Origin of the sequence: Microcoleus sp. PH2017_24_DOB_U_A, from assembly GCF_020738205.1 — a bacterium.
GTDB lineage: Bacteria > Cyanobacteriota > Cyanobacteriia > Cyanobacteriales > Microcoleaceae > Microcoleus.
The window spans coordinates 48,298-65,899 of the sequence record NZ_JAEQCT010000056.1; the positions used below are offsets into that span (position 1 = coordinate 48,298).

The 17,602-nt window shown below is 45.9% G+C and carries 9 protein-coding genes; all 9 read right to left on the reverse strand.

From position 1 onward, the window contains the following. Window positions 1-85: 85 nt before the first annotated feature. The 9 genes from JGK07_RS16970 to gcvT all read right to left on the reverse strand — a co-directional run bounded on the left by JGK07_RS16970 (window position 86) and on the right by gcvT (window position 17,433). Window positions 86-2,572, reverse strand: a complete 2,487-nt coding sequence (locus tag JGK07_RS16970) for a response regulator (protein WP_293225022.1) — start codon at window positions 2,570-2,572, stop codon at window positions 86-88. After that, window positions 2,569-2,964: a response regulator gene (locus JGK07_RS16975; protein WP_293181203.1), complete on the reverse strand. Its 396-nt coding sequence runs from the start codon at window positions 2,962-2,964 to the stop codon at window positions 2,569-2,571. Before JGK07_RS16975 ends, JGK07_RS16970 begins: the two co-directional genes overlap by 4 nt. 314 nt (window positions 2,965-3,278) lie before the next feature. Continuing rightward, window positions 3,279-4,703, reverse strand: a complete 1,425-nt coding sequence (locus JGK07_RS16980) for a response regulator (RefSeq protein ID WP_293181200.1) — start codon at window positions 4,701-4,703, stop codon at window positions 3,279-3,281. A 9-nt stretch (window positions 4,704-4,712) separates the two neighbouring features. Continuing rightward, a complete protein-coding gene (locus JGK07_RS16985) occupies window positions 4,713-8,660 on the reverse strand; it encodes a PAS domain S-box protein (RefSeq protein ID WP_366516872.1) in 3,948 nt (1,315 codons plus the stop codon). Between the two features lie 737 nt (window positions 8,661-9,397). Next, entirely contained in the window at window positions 9,398-12,163 is a 2,766-nt protein-coding gene (locus JGK07_RS16990; RefSeq protein ID WP_293225024.1) for a family 10 glycosylhydrolase, read from the reverse strand. A 480-nt stretch (window positions 12,164-12,643) separates the two neighbouring features. Next, window positions 12,644-15,385: a DEAD/DEAH box helicase gene (locus tag JGK07_RS16995; protein ID WP_293197124.1), complete on the reverse strand. Its 2,742-nt coding sequence runs from the start codon at window positions 15,383-15,385 to the stop codon at window positions 12,644-12,646. 236 nt (window positions 15,386-15,621) lie between these two features. Further along, the gene (locus JGK07_RS17000; RefSeq protein WP_293181188.1) at window positions 15,622-16,128 is read right to left on the reverse strand and encodes a GUN4 domain-containing protein; all 507 of its coding nucleotides are present in this window, start codon (window positions 16,126-16,128) and stop codon (window positions 15,622-15,624) included. A gap of 5 nt (window positions 16,129-16,133) precedes the next feature. Further along, complete coding sequence (locus JGK07_RS17005; RefSeq protein WP_293181185.1) at window positions 16,134-16,262, reverse strand: hypothetical protein; 129 nt, start codon at window positions 16,260-16,262, stop codon at window positions 16,134-16,136. Window positions 16,263-16,281: 19 nt separating this feature from the next. Beyond that, a complete protein-coding gene (gene gcvT, locus JGK07_RS17010) occupies window positions 16,282-17,433 on the reverse strand; it encodes a glycine cleavage system aminomethyltransferase GcvT (protein WP_293181182.1) in 1,152 nt (383 codons plus the stop codon). Between the last annotated feature and the right edge of the window lie 169 nt (window positions 17,434-17,602).

Here is a 17,602-nt window from a genome sequence, read left to right on the forward strand (position 1 = left end):
TCCTCTTCTATCGACAGCTATGGGTAGCTGTCAACTGTCAACTGTCAACTGTCAACTGTCAACTGTCACCTCTACTATGCTATTTTTATGCCTCGGCAATTAAAGTGAGAATTTTTTGGTAGTCAAAATTATTGAGATGATCCTGGAGGATTTCGGTAAATTCAGGATGATCGTACCTTAATTCCTCGATCGTCCTCGCAATTAAGTCAAAATCAGCGCTACGTATTACCTGCCTCATGTTTTCTATCCATTCTGCGGGAAGTGCAGGCAAATAAGCAAGCGCAGCATTAGATGGAGCGTCAGATTGATTGTGGCGATCGCCCGTTAGGATAAAATCAGTTGAGTCAGAGTAGAGATACTTCACCCCCAAATGTTTGTGAAGCGTATCAAATATATCTGTTTTGTGGAAAGGTTTGCTAATAAAATCGTCGCAGCCTATAGATAAAGCAGACGATCGTTTTTCTTCAATAGTGCTAGCTGTCAAAGCAACAATCTTCGGAATCACAGAGCCCTTTTCTTGTCGCTCTTGCTGCTGTATTCTGTTCCTAATTTCTTTAGTAGCTTCATAGCCGTCCATCACTGGCATTCGCAGATCCATCAAAATTAAATGCGGCTGCCAATTTTCCCACATTTCTATTGCTTCGCAGCCATCGCTAGCCTCTCGCACTCCAAAACCCAAGGGAGAAAGAATTTTGACTAAAAGTTGGCGGTTGTCTTCGCGATCGTCTACAATTAAAATTCGATACCAGGGTTGATTTGGTTCCAACCCAGTAACTTCGCGGTTAATTTCTGGGGCGGGAATATTAGCAACATCAACCACACCTACTGGAATCTCAAATTTAAAACTTGTGCCGCGTTCTAATTCACTTTCTACGACGATTTCTCCTCCCATCAGCCGGACAAATTGACGGGTAATCGTCAATCCCAAACCCGTACCTTTCTGAGTTCTTTGACCCGAAGATGTTTGCACAAATGCCTTGAAAATATTCCCCAATTCTTCCGAAGCAATGCCAACGCCTGTATCTTCTATTTCAAACTGAAGGAAAATTACCCGATCGTCAGTTAAATCATCAGGCTCATCTCTGGGCACAACAGTTGCCACATCACTTCTATCGGTGGCAAACTCTCTAATACTTTTTGTAGTATCAATGCAAGCTGTTGGACTGTTCAATAAGTCAACTATTCTCGATTTTTCTAATTGTGAAACCCTTAAAACGATTGAACCTTGTTCCGTAAACTTAATTGCATTGCTGAGAATATTTATCAGCACTTGCCGCAGTTTGACATCATCGGTTCGCACATACTGGGCAACGTCATTTTCTCGCTGAAAAAGCAACTGAACCTCTTGATTCTTTGCCCGCATTTGAAACATATCTTGTAAATCGTCAAGCAAGCGGTATAAGTCGAAGTCTTTAGGGTCAAGTATCATCCGCCCCGCTTCAATTTTTGACAAGTCTAAAACTTCATTGATCAGGGCCAGCAAGTGTTCGCCACTGCGACGAATAATACTCAGATTTTCGTGGTTTTCGACAGTAAAATTGGAGCTGCCTTCCATGATTTGTGCAAACCCCAGTATGGAATTGAGAGGAGTCCGCAATTCATGGCTCATATTGGCCAAAAACGTGCTTTTAGCTTTGTTTGCAGCTTCAGCAGCTAAGGCGGCTTGTTGCAGTTGTTCTGTGCGTTCGTCTATTTTGGTTTCTAAGGTGTGCTGGTAATCTGCTAGTATTCTTTCGGCTCGTTTGCGATCGGTAATATCTTGAAAAGCTGCGATCGCATAAACAATATTTCCCCTAGCGTCAAAAATTGGCGTAGTATTGATCTCGATCGCAATTATTTTGCCATCTTGACGGATTTCTACATCGTCAACCTTGACAAATTCTCCTTTGAGTGCGCGCAAAATTGGCAGATTGTCCGGCGGGTAAAGCTCATCAGTATTGGCAACATAAAGTTGATAAGTTGCAGCTAATTGTTCCGCAGTGCTTTCCGGGATAGTGTCTGCACCCAGCAAATCCCGCGCTGCTTGGTTGAAATAGGCGATCGAGCCGTCGGGATTGTAAACAGATACCCCCACGGGCAGAGCTGCTAAAAATTGGTTCAGGCGGCTTTCGCTCGCCGACAGCGCCGCATTTACTTCTTGCCGCTTCAGGATTTCATCTGTTAACTTTTGGTCTTGCAAGTAACTGTGAATTGCTTCTACTACCGTTAATTTTAAATCTTCATTATGCCAAGGTTTAGGGATGTAACGGTACAATTTAGCATACTTTATAGCATTGCTCAGAGCTTCCAGATCAGCTTGCCCAGTCAGCATAATAGTCAGCGTATCGGGCGATCGTTCGTGAATTTTTTTAAGCAGTTCATCCCCTTTAATATCCGGCATAATATAATCGGAAAGCACCAACGCAATCTCGTATTCATCCGCCTGCAAATCTTCCAGTAACTCTAAAGCATCTTCCCCGCCCTCAGCCGTTTCAATAATACACCGATCCCCGATCGCCTTTTTCAGTTCAATCTTTAAACTGTTCAAAACATCCGGTTCGTCATCAATACAAACAATCACAGGTTTTTTCATAATAACTTTGCCAGCCCAGATTTGATCGTATCTATTAACTCTTTACTTTTCCACGGTTTGTACAAACAGCAGTATAAATCGGCTTCTTTTACTGCCCGCTGAAGAGCCTCTTTATCCGCTTGCCCCGTCAACATCACCTTAACGATTTTAGGATATTTTTGGTGAACTCTAATTAACAGTTCATCACCTTTGATTCCCGGCATCAGCCAATCAGAAACAACCACAATCACCTCAGCTTCTGCTGGAAACTCCTCCAGTAAATCTAAAGCTTCATCACCACTTTCAGCTAATTCGTAAAAATAATCATCTTTAAATTCATTCTTGAGCTGCATCTTGAGAGTCTTCAAGATATCGGGTTCATCGTCAACGCAAAGAATTACAGGCTTATTCATCTTTTGCTCTCTGCTATTATTTTAATGGGTTTACCGACATGACTTGCTTCTATGTTATTGATTTCGGGCGAGGATGCACTATCTATGTCCCCTATTTTATTTTAATAGAACTTCACAAAAGAAACCCGGTCAATCGCAATAAATCTTATGTTTGTCAGCGAGACAGCCCCTGTCGCTATCGGGAATCAGCCCCTGCGGATAATACCATTTTGGCATTGGAGGATTGGGGATGTTCGATTGGGTATCACTGATGACAATCGGGGTTTGGTGCTTGCTGACAGTGGCATTCTTTTTTTAACAGGTGTAAGTTTAGTTTAATAGATTGGGAGGGAGACTGTAAAGCTTGTCTGTCCAGGTACCGACTCTACAGCAATTGTACCTTCATGTTTGTCAACAATTTTTCTCACGATGTCCAATCCCAAACCGCTACCTTCCCCCGCAGATTTAGTCGTAAAAAATGGGTGAAAAATTTTGGGAATAACTTCTGGGGGAATACCTTTGCCGTCATCAGTAAATTTGAGGACAAGATTTGTCTCTTGCTGCTTAGTTTCAATCGTCAAAATACCTTTATAATCCATTGCTTGCAGGGCATTGTGAATTAGATTTGTCCAAACTTGATTTAAGTCATCCGGATAACACATGATTTTCGGTAAATCTCCATAGTTTTTGACTACTTCTATGCCGTGTTTCAGTTGATTTTGATAAAGAGTTAACACCATTTCAATGCCATCATGCAAGTTCGCCTGCACTTTTTCTTGCTTGCTATCGAAATGAGCGTAGCTTTTTAAGGCAAATACTACTTTTCCCGACTTGGCTGTCGCTCTTTGGATCAGGCTAATACTTTTCTTAAAGCTCGCAAACTGGTAAGCAGTATTGAAAACCACTTCCCAATCCGGCAATTTAAAAAATGGCAACAATTCTTCTATGCGATCGTAAATCTCCATGTCAACTAAACTATCCGCTATTTCTTCAGCATTTTCAATGCCTCCTGCCATCAACTCGTTACGCAACTGCTGCTTAATTTTGCGCTTTTCTCTGCTAGTAAATAGCGTTTCGTGATTTGTAGATCTGTGCAGCAAAGCTAAAAAACAAGCTTGGCTTTCTTCAGAAAGTTGTTGAAAAAATTGAGGCATTTTTTCTAAATTTTCGTCCCAAAAATTAGAAATATTATCAATAGATGAACCTATGATGCCTAGCGGAGTATTGATTTCGTGGGCAATGCCGGCAATCAGTTGTCCCAGTGCCGCCATTTTTTCCGATTGAATCAAATGCTCTTGTGTCGCTTGCAATTGGTAGATAGCAGTTGCTAAATCTTGATTTTTTTCTTGCAAACTTTGTTGCAACGAACAAATTTTTAAATGAGTTTCGATTCGGGCTAAAACTTCTTCAACCTGAAAAGGTTTGGTAATAAAGTCCACTCCCCCAACTGCAAAAGCTTTAACTTTATCCATCACATCGTTAATCGCACTGATGAAAATCACCGGGATGTCTTTTGTTACTTCAGAATCTTTGAGTCGCTGACAAACTTCATAGCCATCCATATCCGGCATCATAATATCCAGCAGAACTATATCTGGGGGCATTTTTTGAGCGGCAGATAGTGCTAGTTTGCCGTTAGGAACTGGGCGAACTTGATAGCCTTGATTGCTCAAAATTTCTGCCAATAGCCGCAGGTTTTGTGGCGTGTCGTCCACTACTAAAATATTAGCTCGATTGGTGTTCTGCAAAGTTGAAGTCATCGGTATTTACTATTGTTCGCTGCGATCGATTGTGGTCAAAATTCTGTCATATTCAAAATTATTAATGCAATCTTGAAGCGCGGCTGCCAGAGAGGGGTTGATAGTGCCGATTTGTGCGATCGAACTGGCGATCGCCTCCATGTCTACACTCAAAATATTTTGCTTGAATTGAACCCTCCAGTCTGGAGAAAGAGAGGCGATCGCCTCTGGTGTCAGCACATCCTGACTAGACTCCCCCGCACCCCCCATACTGACCTCTGTTGGCTCTTCATAAATATAGCGTACTCCTAAATGTTTCCCCATGGCCGCAAAGATATCTTCCTCTCGGAACGGTTTCCGCATAAAATCATCGCAACCCGTCGAAAGAATCACCGCCCGTTCTTCCTCCAAAACACTAGCAGTCAGGGCAACAATCGCCGTTGCTTGCCCGCCAGTTGTAGTTTTAATCTGTTTCGTTGCCTCGTACCCGTCCATTACAGGCATTCTCATGTCCATCCAAATTAGATGCGGTTCCCAATCCCTAAAAATATCCACCGCTTCTTGACCGTTATTCGCTTCTCTCAACAGAAATCCCAACGGACTGAGAAGTTTTACTAACAGTTGGCGGTTCAAAGGTTTGTCGTCCACAATTAGCAAGCGGTAAGGTGGCTGATTCGGTTCGAGGGCAACAACTCGACGTAGAGCTTTTTTACTTTCAATATCACTAGCTTCCACCAGATGAACTTGGATATCAAACTGAAATAGCGCACCCTTGCCCACCTCGCTGCTAACAGTAATTTCACCTCCCATCAATTGCACGAACTGGCGGCTGATCGCTAAACCTAAACCCGTCCCTTCTTGAGAATCTTTACCCGTTGTTGTCTGCACAAATGCTTCAAACAACTGATGGATTTCTTCGGTGGCAATGCCTGCACCAGTATCTTGAACTTCAAAATGGAGCGAGTAGCGGCCGGGCATTTCATCAGCGCTGTTTTTGTGTAAATTCCGCTTTCCTCCTTTCACTTGCACCGACACTCCACCTTGTGAAGTAAATTTAATTGCATTGTTGAGCAAATTAATTAATACTTGGCGCAATTTCACTTCATCGGTGGAAATGTAATGGGGAACTTCTGCATCTCGATCGAAGATTAATTGCAAGCCTTTTTCCTCAGCTTTGAGAGCAAACATATCTTCTAAATCATCGAGGATTCGATATAAATCGAAGCTTTTTTCATTAATGGTAGTGCGTCCAGCTTCAATTTTTGACAAGTCTAAAACTTGGTTAATTAACGTCAGCAAATGCTCGCCGCTCCGCAGGATAATCCCGACATCTTCTTGATTTTCGGGAGACAAATTTTTACTGCGGATCATGACTTGAGCAAAGCCGATGACTGCGTTCAGGGGCGATCGCAATTCGTGGCTCATATTGGCGAGAAACGTACTTTTAGCTTTGTTGGCTGCTTCGGCGGCTTCTTTCGCCTGCTCCATTTTGATTTGTGCTTCTTTGCTATCCGTAATATCTTTAATAAAACCTTCGTGATAAAGTAGATTTCCTGCGGGATCGCACACGGCCCGACAATTTTCGGAAATCCAGATGATGCTACCATCTTTGCGGTAAATTTCCGATTCAAAGTTAGACAGTATCCCGTACTCGTCGATCAGCGCTACAAATTCGCTGCGGCGGTTGGGTTTCACGTAAAGCTGGTTCTTGAAATTCGGCTGTGCTGCGATTAATTCTGCGGGCGATTCGTAACCGTAGAGTTCAGCTAAAGCGGGGTTGGCGCTGAGGTATGTCCCGTCAGCAGCAGTTTGAAAAATGCCATTCAAAGCATTTTCATAAATGTTGCGATATTTTTCTTCTGCTTCGCGGAGGGCGGTTTCTGCTTTTTGGCGATCGGTAATATCGCTCGAAATCGAGAGAAAACAAGCTTCTCCCTCAATATCGATGGTTTCAATAGACAGCAGGGCCGTTCTTTCTGTACCGTTTTTTTTGCGAAATCTCAGCTCGTAATTGTGAAGGGCTGTCTGGTTTCTTAACATTTGAATCATGCGATCGCGCTCTCCTAGACTCGCCCAAAAATTTAGATCTACGGCTGTTTTACCAATAATCTGGTCGTGCGTGTAGCCAATCATCTGGCAAAAGCTGTCATTAACTTCTATGTGGCGACCGTCACTGATTCTCGTGATCGTAATTGCATTTGGACTAGAACGAAAAGCTTTAGAAAACTTTTCTTTTGCCTTGGCAAGAGCGGCGGTACGTTCTGCAACTTGGACTGCTAAGTTTTGGTTGTATTCTTTTAACAGTTGCTCCGCTTGTTTGCGTTCCGTAATATCTTGAAAGGCGCACATCCCATAGATAATATGTCCTTGGGCGTCGTAAATAGGAGTTCCCCAAACTTGTAGGGGAACAGTTTTGTCACTGGAGCAGATTTCCATGTCATCGACAGTGACACTTTTGCCCTGCAAAGCATTTAAAATAGGGTCGTATTCCGCCGGGTAAATTTCCTGGGTTCCAGCTAAATAAACTTTGTAAGCTTGGCGCAAATTTTCGGCATCTGCTGCTATGATTCCTTGACCAAAAAGTTGCTCTCCTATAGGATTAATGTAGTGAGGTTTACCATTTTTTTCGACAATAAAAATGCCTAGCGGTACTGCATCGAGAAATTGTTTGACTCGGTTTTCGCTTTCCGAGAGCGAAGTAAATGAATGCTGCAATTGCTCTGCCATGCTGTTGAAAGCAGCGGCAAGTTCTCCGAGTTCATCTTCGCGATTCAAAGCGAGCTTTGTATCCCATTCATTGCGTGCCAAAGCTTTCGCCGCCGCATTCAATTTTAAAATCGGCCGCACCACCCATTTAGCAGTCAGAATCCCAAGAATGGTCGCCCCAATCAAAGCTGCAACGGACAGCAAAAAAGTGGTGCGGGTATTGGCATTAATTTGCTGCATAAAGTCTGACTCGGGTACAACTACCACAATCAGCCAATCCAACCCTCGATCGTCTTGAAAAGGAGTTACCTGAATAAAATTTCGCTGACCGTCAACATCAAAGGTAAGCTGTTGAGAATTATTGATTTTAGCTAAGCTTTGGTAGAATTTATCTAAATGCTGTGCAGTTTGGCGAATTACCGGATTTTCGCTGGCTGAAGCTTTGATGCGTTTTGCTTCTTTACCTTGTACTGCAAATTCTTTACCCGGCTTTGAAGTGGCAATTAACATCCCCGATCGCTCCATCACAAAAGTTTGTCCCGACTTGCCAATTTTGAGGCTGACGAGAAATTCTTTGATTTTGGAAAACAGCAAATCGCTGCCAGCTACTCCTAACAGCTTACCATCATTGTCGTAGATAGGCAAAGAAGCAGTAATTGCCAGTTCTCTGGTCAAGAAGTCTGTATAAATTGGAGTCCAAACAGGCTTTTTGGCTAGCGCCGCTGCTATGTACCAAGGACGAACTCGCGGGTCGTATTTTTCGGGAGAAATTTCGATTAATTTAACGCGTTTTCCTTGAGGGTCAGCAGTATATCGAGCTAATTTATTGCCAGTCGATCTGTCAGCAGCAGATATCAGAATCCGATCTTTAGTGCGGATTGCTCCTGAGTGGTCTCCATTTTCTTTGCCTGTATAAATGATGCTGATTGAATCAAAATATTGAATTTGTTCGAGGAAATGAAGTTCGAGTTTTTGTTTGTCTTCTAGGTTCAATTGCCCCAATTTTACGCCTTGAACGTTCAGGTGATTGACAATGTGGGGAATTGACATATAATTTTCTATGCGGTCTTTGATGCGAGCGCTAATTTCTCCCCGCAACTGAGCGGCCACATCGTTAACCGCCCGCTGACCGTTTTGGAACGACAGCCAACCTACAACTCCTACTGTGCCAACAATTTGCACTAAAAAAGGAAGCACGAGCACAGTTTGTAATGGAGCTTTGCCGATAATTTTGGTAGCAAAGCGATTCAGCGGTTTAGGAAACATATTCATCCTAAAAATAATTGAAATTGGTCGTGGAAATTAGTAGATCTTAAAGTCTTGGAGCGATACAGGAGGGAGTTGTCTCAAATCCGGTTCCTGACTCATCATAAAAGTGTTGGCGATCGCCTTTTGAGAGTTTTGAGGACTTCCCTCGTGACTACAAACTTATACCAATTTGAAAAAGTCTTGCTACAATGATTAATTATATAAAAATTATCTTTCATTTGCATAACTCTATGCCGGATACGGCAATGCCGTTTCCCTACAACAGATGATAGCCTCTAATTTCCGTAGTAGCAATGTTTTTCATGATTGGTATTAATTAGAGTTTTTTAACCGGATTTGAGAGCGCGAAGCAATGCCGGCTGTTGGCGATCGCGATTGCTGGCCTTCCTGTCTTCGGACAGGCAATAGGGATTTCCACCGCCTCAGTAGGTGGTTACTAATAAACATTACAAGAGTTGGGCGAGTGAGAGGGCGACTCTACTCGCTTCTATCATAAAATTTTAACCGGCACCCGCCCTTACAAGATAATCTGGTTTTTTTTTCGATGACTTACTTACTGATTGCAGGCAATGCAGATTGCTATAAGTGCAGTGCAGAGATTGTCCTTACTGACAACTGTCTAAGGTATTAATTTTAATTACCATAGCGTATTTCAGCAGACAGTTTTTGGGCAACTACTGATTCAGGTGATTGAGTACGATCGCACTATCCGCAGCCACCGGCACCCGAAACACCTGTATTTACCTGCGATTCAACTCCACCCTTTCGCCGTAACGCAACAACATATCCAAGCTTTCCAAACGATTTTGCCAAGTTTGCACCTGATAGCTATTTTCCCCAGAATGCAAGCGCATCGTAGATTGAAATTGAGCTTCAAAACTCGCCAACAATCTTTTAGCAGTTGTTAAGCTTTCGGCAGAAGGACTTGCAGCCAATCTGCTCAAGGCAACACCCAATTCCTCCGATCGACTTTTGAGAACTTTCAATTCAGATTCCGACACCCGCAACTGATTGTTAGCCAACAAAAAACTCCATTCCTGCTTGAGAGCAGTATAGCGCGAAGCTGCTGCTGCAAAGGGCTGGCGGTAAGGAATTGGTTCGGAAGCAGAAGTCGTTAGCGAAGCCCTCGTAGACGATCGCACTCTGACACCTTGAGTCCGGTTAAAAAAGCTCTGCATCCCGCTGCTGATACTTTCCACCGCAAAAATAGCATAGCCCCCAGTCGGCAAATCGCGCAAAGCTTGAATTTGGTCGATCGCCACAACTTCCGGGAGTGTCAACAACTTAACCGAGGGAGAAATTAAAGCTGAACCGAGCATTTGTTCCTTTGCTAGCGGTTCGGTAATGCGTTGAAGTCGGTTCGTATCCAAAGCATAAGTCATCGGCACAATCAAGTCTACAATCCCCTGACGGGCCCAAACTTCCCAATTTTGCTGAATTTTGTAAATCCGCTGACTTTCGGGGTGGGGAAACACCGCAACTGACAGAATAGTGCGAGGATAATTCGACCGCAAAAGCTGAGATACTTCAGCTACAAAACTATTAATTTGATTGGTTTTAAACTCAACCCACTGCCGCCACAAATTGCCAGAACTCGGCGAAATATTCACCGGATCGGTACCAGTTAACTGTTTAAATTGCTGCCTTGCTGCTGCACCGTAGCCGTAGACAAAACCTGCATTGTCATCTTGAAAAGGATAGCGAATGTAGTCTAATTGCACACCATCTACTTTGTATTTGCTGGTAATTTCGCTGATAATTCTTAGTAAATAATTCCGCGCTTCCGGGTTTGCAGGATCGAGATAAAATTTACCATCGTTAGGGTTTTGCGTGCGTCCTTTATTGTCAATATTTGCCCAATTTGGATAGGCCGAAAGTACCGGGCCTGGATAAGAACCAGGTTTGCCAATTAAAGTATTGTGGCGTTTATTGCCCGTGGCAAAAGTCCAAATCCAAGCGTGCAGTTCTATGCCTCGCTCGTGGGCTAATTTAACCGCAGATTCCAGAGGATCCCAGCCAACTGTGAGGGGGTTTTGTTGCGGTGCAACTTGACTGGGATAAATCGGATATCCGGCATTTAAAGTTTCAAAGAAAACGGTATTGATCCCGGCGGCGGCAAGTCGATCGAACACAGCGGCCAAACCCTGTTCCGATCGCGCTGCGACGATCGTACCGCGATCGAGCCAAACGGCGCGAATTTCCGCCCCAATGCGCTGCCCTTCCTGGGGGTAATTTTGCCAGAGCAACTGGCGCGCTTGCACCCACTGCTGCCTGATCTCAGCGTATTTTTGCTCTTGCAGGAGTTGGTCAAAATTTTGCAAAACCTGACGGGCCTTGGCGATCGCCCCTGTGGTTGCTGCTGGTAAAACCAACGGGCGACTCGCCTGCGGCCCACCGACACTGTTGCTTGACGCCACCAATTGAGGGGGGATAGCAGCATCGAGATTGACGGCGGTATTGCCTGAATTAGCTGCTGTCAGGGCGCTTTCAAACCTGCCGAGGAGGTTGGTGAGTTCTTGGCGCATCAAGTAGGCTTCAATGCTGACGATCGGCTTATTGGAATTTATCTGCACGTCCAAACCCGCCGGCGCCGACTGATCCGAAGGGTCTGTAAAAGTTGCAGGTACGGGATCTGGAAGGGGGGGAGAAGGAGAAAGTCGGCTCAGCGGAGTATTGCGCGGCGAACTGGGGGTATTTCTCGTGACCCTGGAGGGGGGATTTGGCAGCGGTGGTGCGGCTGCTGTTGGCGGCTCGACAGGCCTACCCACAGTTCCTCCCCAGCGGGCGATCGAGGCCCGCAGCCAAGCCGTGTCTATATTTGGGGAACCGTCGCTACCCCAGCGCCAGCCGAGATAGGTAGCGCGATCGGTGGCGATCGCAGCGGAGGAACCGGAACTATCTTTCCAGGTAGCGATGGTTTGACTGTTCGCGTCGGCGGGAATCAAGACGCCGCCTTGAACAGAGGCATTTTTTTGTTCTGGGGGAACCCAGTTGCTTGAACTGGTACAAGCGAGATCGCGGCAGCGGGTGCGCGGTTGCACCGCCCCCCGCTGAGTCAACGGAAAAGCCCAATAGGCCCCGAGGAGCGATCGTAAAGATTGACGTACCAAGGCTGGGGAACTGCGGCCGACTGGGCCCGAAGCAATCAAGCGGCCGCCCTGTTTTGTCCAAGCTTCTAAAACTTTAATTTGTGCCGGACTCAAAGTTTCAATATTGGGCAAAAACAGCACATTAACGCCTGCTAAATCTGCCAAATTTTTAATATCTTCGAGATTGATTGGTTTGTAAGCAATGCCGCTTTCCCAGAGGCGCGTGGTAATCTTCACCCAGTCGGGGGAATTCTCGGAACTGCGAACAACTCCCAGAACTACTTCCGCAAAACTGGGAGAGGGAAATAGGATGGAGAGATTGAGTAATGTACTCGCTAGAGTTCCAATTAAGACTCTTTGCAAGAAGGTGAAAAAGCGAATTTTTTGATTTCGATTGGGCTTTTTGATTTGTTGCATTGACACGAGAATTACCCACCACACCACTTAGGAAAATTTAAATAAAAATTTCGAGCAATTAATCCGCACCATACAATTTTTTATCTCGTTCTGCAACCTAAATCAGGAAAATATGCGATCGCCCGCCTGCAATGGGATCGAATTCGAGCGAACCGATCTCGGGTGCGATCGAACGATCGCCATAAAAAAGGTTGGTAGTGAGGACGTTAGTCCGCATTTATGAAGGACTCGCATTCCGAACGATCGGGAGCATCTCATTTTTGTAAAAAGCATTTTTTCTTTGAGTGCGAGCGTCCCCGCTCGCGTATTGTACAATACGCGAGCGGGGACGCTCGCACTATAATAAATGCAAAACTGAGATGCTCCCGAACGATCGAACCTTAGGAATGAGAATTAAATAACTTACAATTTTTATTGTTCTTGTGGGACGGGCGGGACGCCCATCCCACAAATATGTGTAAATTATTTAATTCGCGATCCTTACTGAGTTGCCGCTTCATTTACCGGGAATCGATCGATCAACTGCATCGCCCGACAAGCATTTTTCCGCAAAGAATCCGACACGTGAGGAACATGAGGAATCTGAGACAAGAAATCCAAAGTCCGGCGCAAAATCCGCACCACATCCCCTTCATCCAAACTCGTGTGACTAATCAGTTCCAGCCATTCCACGCCCAGAGCCCACTGTTCCACCAAAGTCACGATATCCCGTTCCAGCCAAATCGGGATCGCAGCTTCGTGGCGGTACTGCACTTGAAACAACCGGCGGCGCAGGCCTTTTTGCAGATTGTCCAAAGGCGCCAAAACTTCCGGCGACAGCGAGTAATGAGTCCAACTGTCAGGCCGAGAAACTTCTGTAACCAAGGCCGCGCAAGCAGCAGCGAGGTGGTGGGGGTCGAGTTCGTCAAACTCAGCAGACATCAGAGACAAACCCAGCCACAGTTCATTATCACCGCGAATGGCGGCGCAGGCTTGGCCCAAGATTGTCGGCACTAACCTGTCGGAGGAGTCATCTCGGTTCCCATCTGCCGAAATTACTCTTTCCAAACATCCGAAATTTAGCAAGATGTCAATTAAGTTGAGAAATTGCTCCCAGTAGCGAGCTCGCTGCTTTTCTAAGTCTTGTTCGGCTTTGCGGATTTCTTTTTTCAATTCTTCGCGGCGGCGCTGGCGCTTGAGCAAAGTACCGGGATTGCCCCATTCGAGAACAGGGTGAATTTCTAGTTTATCTTCGAGGGCGACGATTTTCTGCTGTTGCTCGATCGCCTCTGGGCTCGGTTCCGGTGCGGGCAATTCTGGGATCGATTGAGCAATTGCCACAGTTTCTTCACTTCCCAAGCGACACTGGCCGAGTCTCAGGGTCAATTCCGGAGGCGGGTTTAAGCCATCTGCGACACTCAAGCGGGGCAGTTGGGCGTGGAGGGTGGCGACATCGCTAATCGCGACGATATACCAGCGGTTGTCTTTGCCCAAACATACCAAATTAGGTGCTTGGCCGGAACCTGGGATTTTGGCAACCAGTACGGCGGGGACTGGGGTTGTGTGCGATCGTTTGGCTGTCGGGACGTGTTTGCCCTTCAGACTCAGAACCGTGCCTAGCACTGCAAAAGCTACAGCTACGGACATCTCCTTAATTCGCGTTTCTTCTGCTTGCTGCAATAGAGTTTTCAGCAAACGTTTGTCTTCTTTGAGCCTTCCCTGTAATTTTTCGTAATGGGCGAGTTGTTTTTCCAGGGTAGAGACATTACCTCCGGCGGCTAGGGACTCTTCGAGCACCGCTAATTCTGTTTGCAACCGATCTAATTCTGATTGCTGCGGCTGCAAGTACAAGGTAGAAAGGTATTGACCAAAACTGCGTTCTACCAACTCTTGAGCTTCCTCAAGCGTGTGAGTTTGCAGCAAATTCAGCACCATGCCGTAGCTGGGCGTAAACTGACTGGCAAGGGGGTCGGCTTTGGCTGTTGCCAAATAGGAGGCTTCCTTTGCGCCTTCAAAGCGGGTCTGAACTGCGACCACGTGCCCCAGCTCATCCATGCCCCGGCGACCTGCCCGACCGGCCATTTGTAGGAATTCTGAAGCGTTTAGCAGTCGGTGTCCCTTGTCGGTGCGTTTGGACAGGGTGGAAATGACGGTGGTGCGGGCGGGCATATTGATCCCGGCTGCGAGGGTTTCGGTGGCAAATACGACTTTAATCAAACCTCTGCCAAAAAGTTCTTCTACTAAACCTTTCCAGGCGGGCAAAATGCCTGCGTGGTGGGCGGCGATGCCTTTTAAAAGTGCTTCTTTTTGACCGAAACGTTCTGCTTCTGGGTTGCGCTGTAAAAAATCGTCAATAATGCGTTTGAGTTCGGCTGTTTCGGCTGCGTTAACTAGGGAGAAATTGCCTACTTCTGCTACTGCTTGGTCGCACCCGCGACGGCTGAAGATGAAGTAAATTGCTGGTAGCATATCGCGATCGTCCAACCGAGACAAAACATCGGTCAAACTGGGAGTCGGAATGCTACCTCTTTCTGATTTTTGCTGCTTCTTTTTGGGGACTAATCGCGGATTAGCTCTTTTGCCGGTTTCGTCTAGCAGGGGAAATATCCCTTTTTGATTGGCGAAGTGGAATTGTAGCGGCACTGGCCGAAAGTCTGAGTAGACAAGCTCTGTGGGCCCGTGGACTTTGTTAATCCAGTCTGTAAGTTGGTCGCTATTAGCAACGGTTGCTGAGAGGGCGAGGAGTTGAATTTCGCTGGAACAATAGATGATTGATTCTTCCCAGACTGTACCCCGCTGGCGATCGTTCATGTAGTGACACTCGTCGAGCACCACGGTTTCGACTCCGGTGAGAGAAGCACCGACAGCGCCGATCGGCGTACCGTAGAGCATATTCCGAAATATTTCGGTAGTCATCACCAAAATCGGCGCATCTCGATTGAAGGAGATGTCGCCCGTCAGCAAACCTACCATCTCATCTCCAAATTGATTGCGAAAGTCGCGCAGCTTTTGGTTGGAAAGAGCTTTGAGGGGAGTGGTGTAGAAGACGCGCCGCCCTCTTGAGAGTGCTTGATGGATGGCGTATTCGCCGATTAAAGTTTTCCCTGAGCCCGTGGGAGCACACACGACAACGGATTTACCTGCATCGAGGGCGGCGATCGCGTCTCTCTGAAAGTTATCTAGCTCAAATGGAAATATGGTCTTCAGATCCAGCTCTTGGCGGTTCTGGGAAGCGTTAGGCACAAGGATTATTATGAGGTTGCAGGGTAAGTATGCTTAAATCTTGCCGAAAGCAAGGCAGCAGAGGACGACTGTATTGATTTTAGACCAACGCCCGCAAATCGGCACTCGAACAAAGAGGAGAGGGAGAGAATTCGGAGAGGGGGAGAGGGGGAGAGGGGAGAGTGGAAAAATATTTCTTGCGATGAATTTACCAATTCCCAATTCCCAATTACCCTGAAATGCCTAAATGCTAAACTCTACAAGTCTCGACGCGAGAGAATAGACACCCACTCCCTTCCCCTCTCTCCATCAAACCACCAACAAATCCCCCAAATATTCCAACAATCTAAAACTGGAAGCTGAGCTTCAGGTGCTTTCTCTGAAAAAGTGATGTCTTCGTAGTAGACCCATTGATTCTTTTGTCTCCAACCCACACGATCGCCAAACCTGCCCCAAACTTCGCTATTATATCCACTGGTTCCCCCCAGACTTTGATAAATAAGCTTCTGCACGCTAAAGCCGAAGTGACCTTTAGAATATTTTACCCAAAGTTGGTCAATGGTACGCAAGTCCTCGCAGGGGAATTTTTCAATACTTTCTGTATCCAGCCATTCTTGTTTCGTACCCGCCACCTTCAACATCACTCTCAGGGTTTCTCGATCGGCTTCTTCCCACTTGTTAGCTGCCACTAAATCTCGCAATTTGCTATAATCGATACCCACGGCAGAAACTAACTCAACCTCATTTTTTTCGGCTTGTGACATAGAATTCAACCTTTTTTGTAATCCTCGATCGCACTTGAGTGTGTCAAACAAATCAAATCAACCACCGAAGCATCCAATTTCGCCCTCGAAGCACTTAAAACCATCGGGTTGAGTCTATTTTTTGACTTTGACATTCACCCGATCGAACGTTATTTAATTTGGGCGATTTGGCGATCGATAAAATGGCTTTTTCACCACCGTAGCCGGGTAATTTTTCCCGCGAATCTCAACTTCTAACTGCTGGCCAATTTTACCTAATTTTGCCGGAACAACCGCGAGGGCTACCGCCCGATTCAAAGTAGGCGATAATGTACCGCTAGTAATTTCTCCTACTTTTTCCCCTGCAACTATTATCGGATAGCCATGACGCGCAATGTGCCGCCCCTGCATTTCCAAACCTACCAACCGCTTCGATACTCCCGTAGCTTTCTGCTGTTCCAAAACCTCGCGCCCAATAAAATCGCCTTTGCTATCGAGGTGAACTACCCAACCCAATCCAGCCTCTAAAGGTGTAGTATTGTCATCGATATCTTGACCGTAAAGTGCCATTGCTGCTTCTAAACGCAAAGTATCTCTCGCACCCAAACCGCAGGGAACAACGCCAGCATCTAGGAATTTTTGCCAGACTTGTTTTCCGGTTTCTGTATCCACCATGATTTCAAATCCATCTTCGCCAGTATAACCTGTTCTGGCGATAAAACTCGGCTGTCCCAACAACTTAGTTTCTAAGTGTCCGAAAGCTTTAATTGGTGCGAGGTTATCTTCGACAAAAGGCTGGAGACAGTTAACAGCTTCCGGGCCTTGAATTGCAATTAAAACTTGGTCTTCCGAGATGTCGGTAAAAATAAGTTCGCTTAAGTCTAAGTGGGTGAGAATCCAGGCTTTGTCTGTGATGCGAGTGGCGGCATTGACAATGATTGCTGCACGTTCTTCGCCCGTGGTTCCATCGGGTTCTTGGCAGTAGAAAATAATGTCGTCTAGGATGCAGCCTTTGTCATTTAATAAGACTGTATATTGAGCTTGTCCTGGTTGCAACCGACTTAAGTCTGACGGTACTAAGGGTTGAAATTTTTCTATTACCTGTTTCCCTCTCAAACAGAATTTTCCCATGTGGGAAATGTCGAACATTCCTGCTTGCTGGCGTACTGCTTGGTGTTCGCTGGTGATACCTGCGTACTGCACGGCCATCTCCCACCCGGAAAAGGGCACCATTCGACCTTTGAGCTGCAATGATAGTTCGTACAGAGGCGATCGCGCAAGCTGACTCGTTATCTCTGGATTGTTGGGTTCAGTTGAGTTTGCCACAGGTAGCGCTTTGTTGGTTGCGGGTAGACTGTTTTGATTTTAGGGGAAAGTTGGTTTTTGTGGTGTGTGGTGCTGACGGTGTTACGCTGCACAACCCTGGACAAACAGGGCATACGCGATAGCAATACTCTCACTATTGATAGAGAGAGCAAAGGAGCCGTCCCTCAAA

Bases quoted from the DNA above. Each gene is read 5' to 3' on its own strand.
- JGK07_RS17000 (WP_293181188.1), bottom strand. From the start codon at position 16,128: ATGTCACAAGCCGAAAAAAATGAGGTTGAGTTAGTTTCTGCCGTGGGT.
- JGK07_RS16980 (WP_293181200.1), bottom strand. From the start codon at position 4,703: ATGACTTCAACTTTGCAGAACACCAATCGAGCTAATATTTTAGTAGTG.
- JGK07_RS16975 (WP_293181203.1), bottom strand. From the start codon at position 2,964: ATGAATAAGCCTGTAATTCTTTGCGTTGACGATGAACCCGATATCTTG.
- JGK07_RS16985 (WP_366516872.1), bottom strand. From the start codon at position 8,660: ATGAATATGTTTCCTAAACCGCTGAATCGCTTTGCTACCAAAATTATC.
- JGK07_RS17005 (WP_293181185.1), bottom strand. From the start codon at position 16,262: ATGTCAAAGTCAAAAAATAGACTCAACCCGATGGTTTTAAGTGCTTCG.
- JGK07_RS16990 (WP_293225024.1), bottom strand. From the start codon at position 12,163: ATGCAACAAATCAAAAAGCCCAATCGAAATCAAAAAATTCGCTTTTTC.
- JGK07_RS16970 (WP_293225022.1), bottom strand. From the start codon at position 2,572: ATGAAAAAACCTGTGATTGTTTGTATTGATGACGAACCGGATGTTTTG.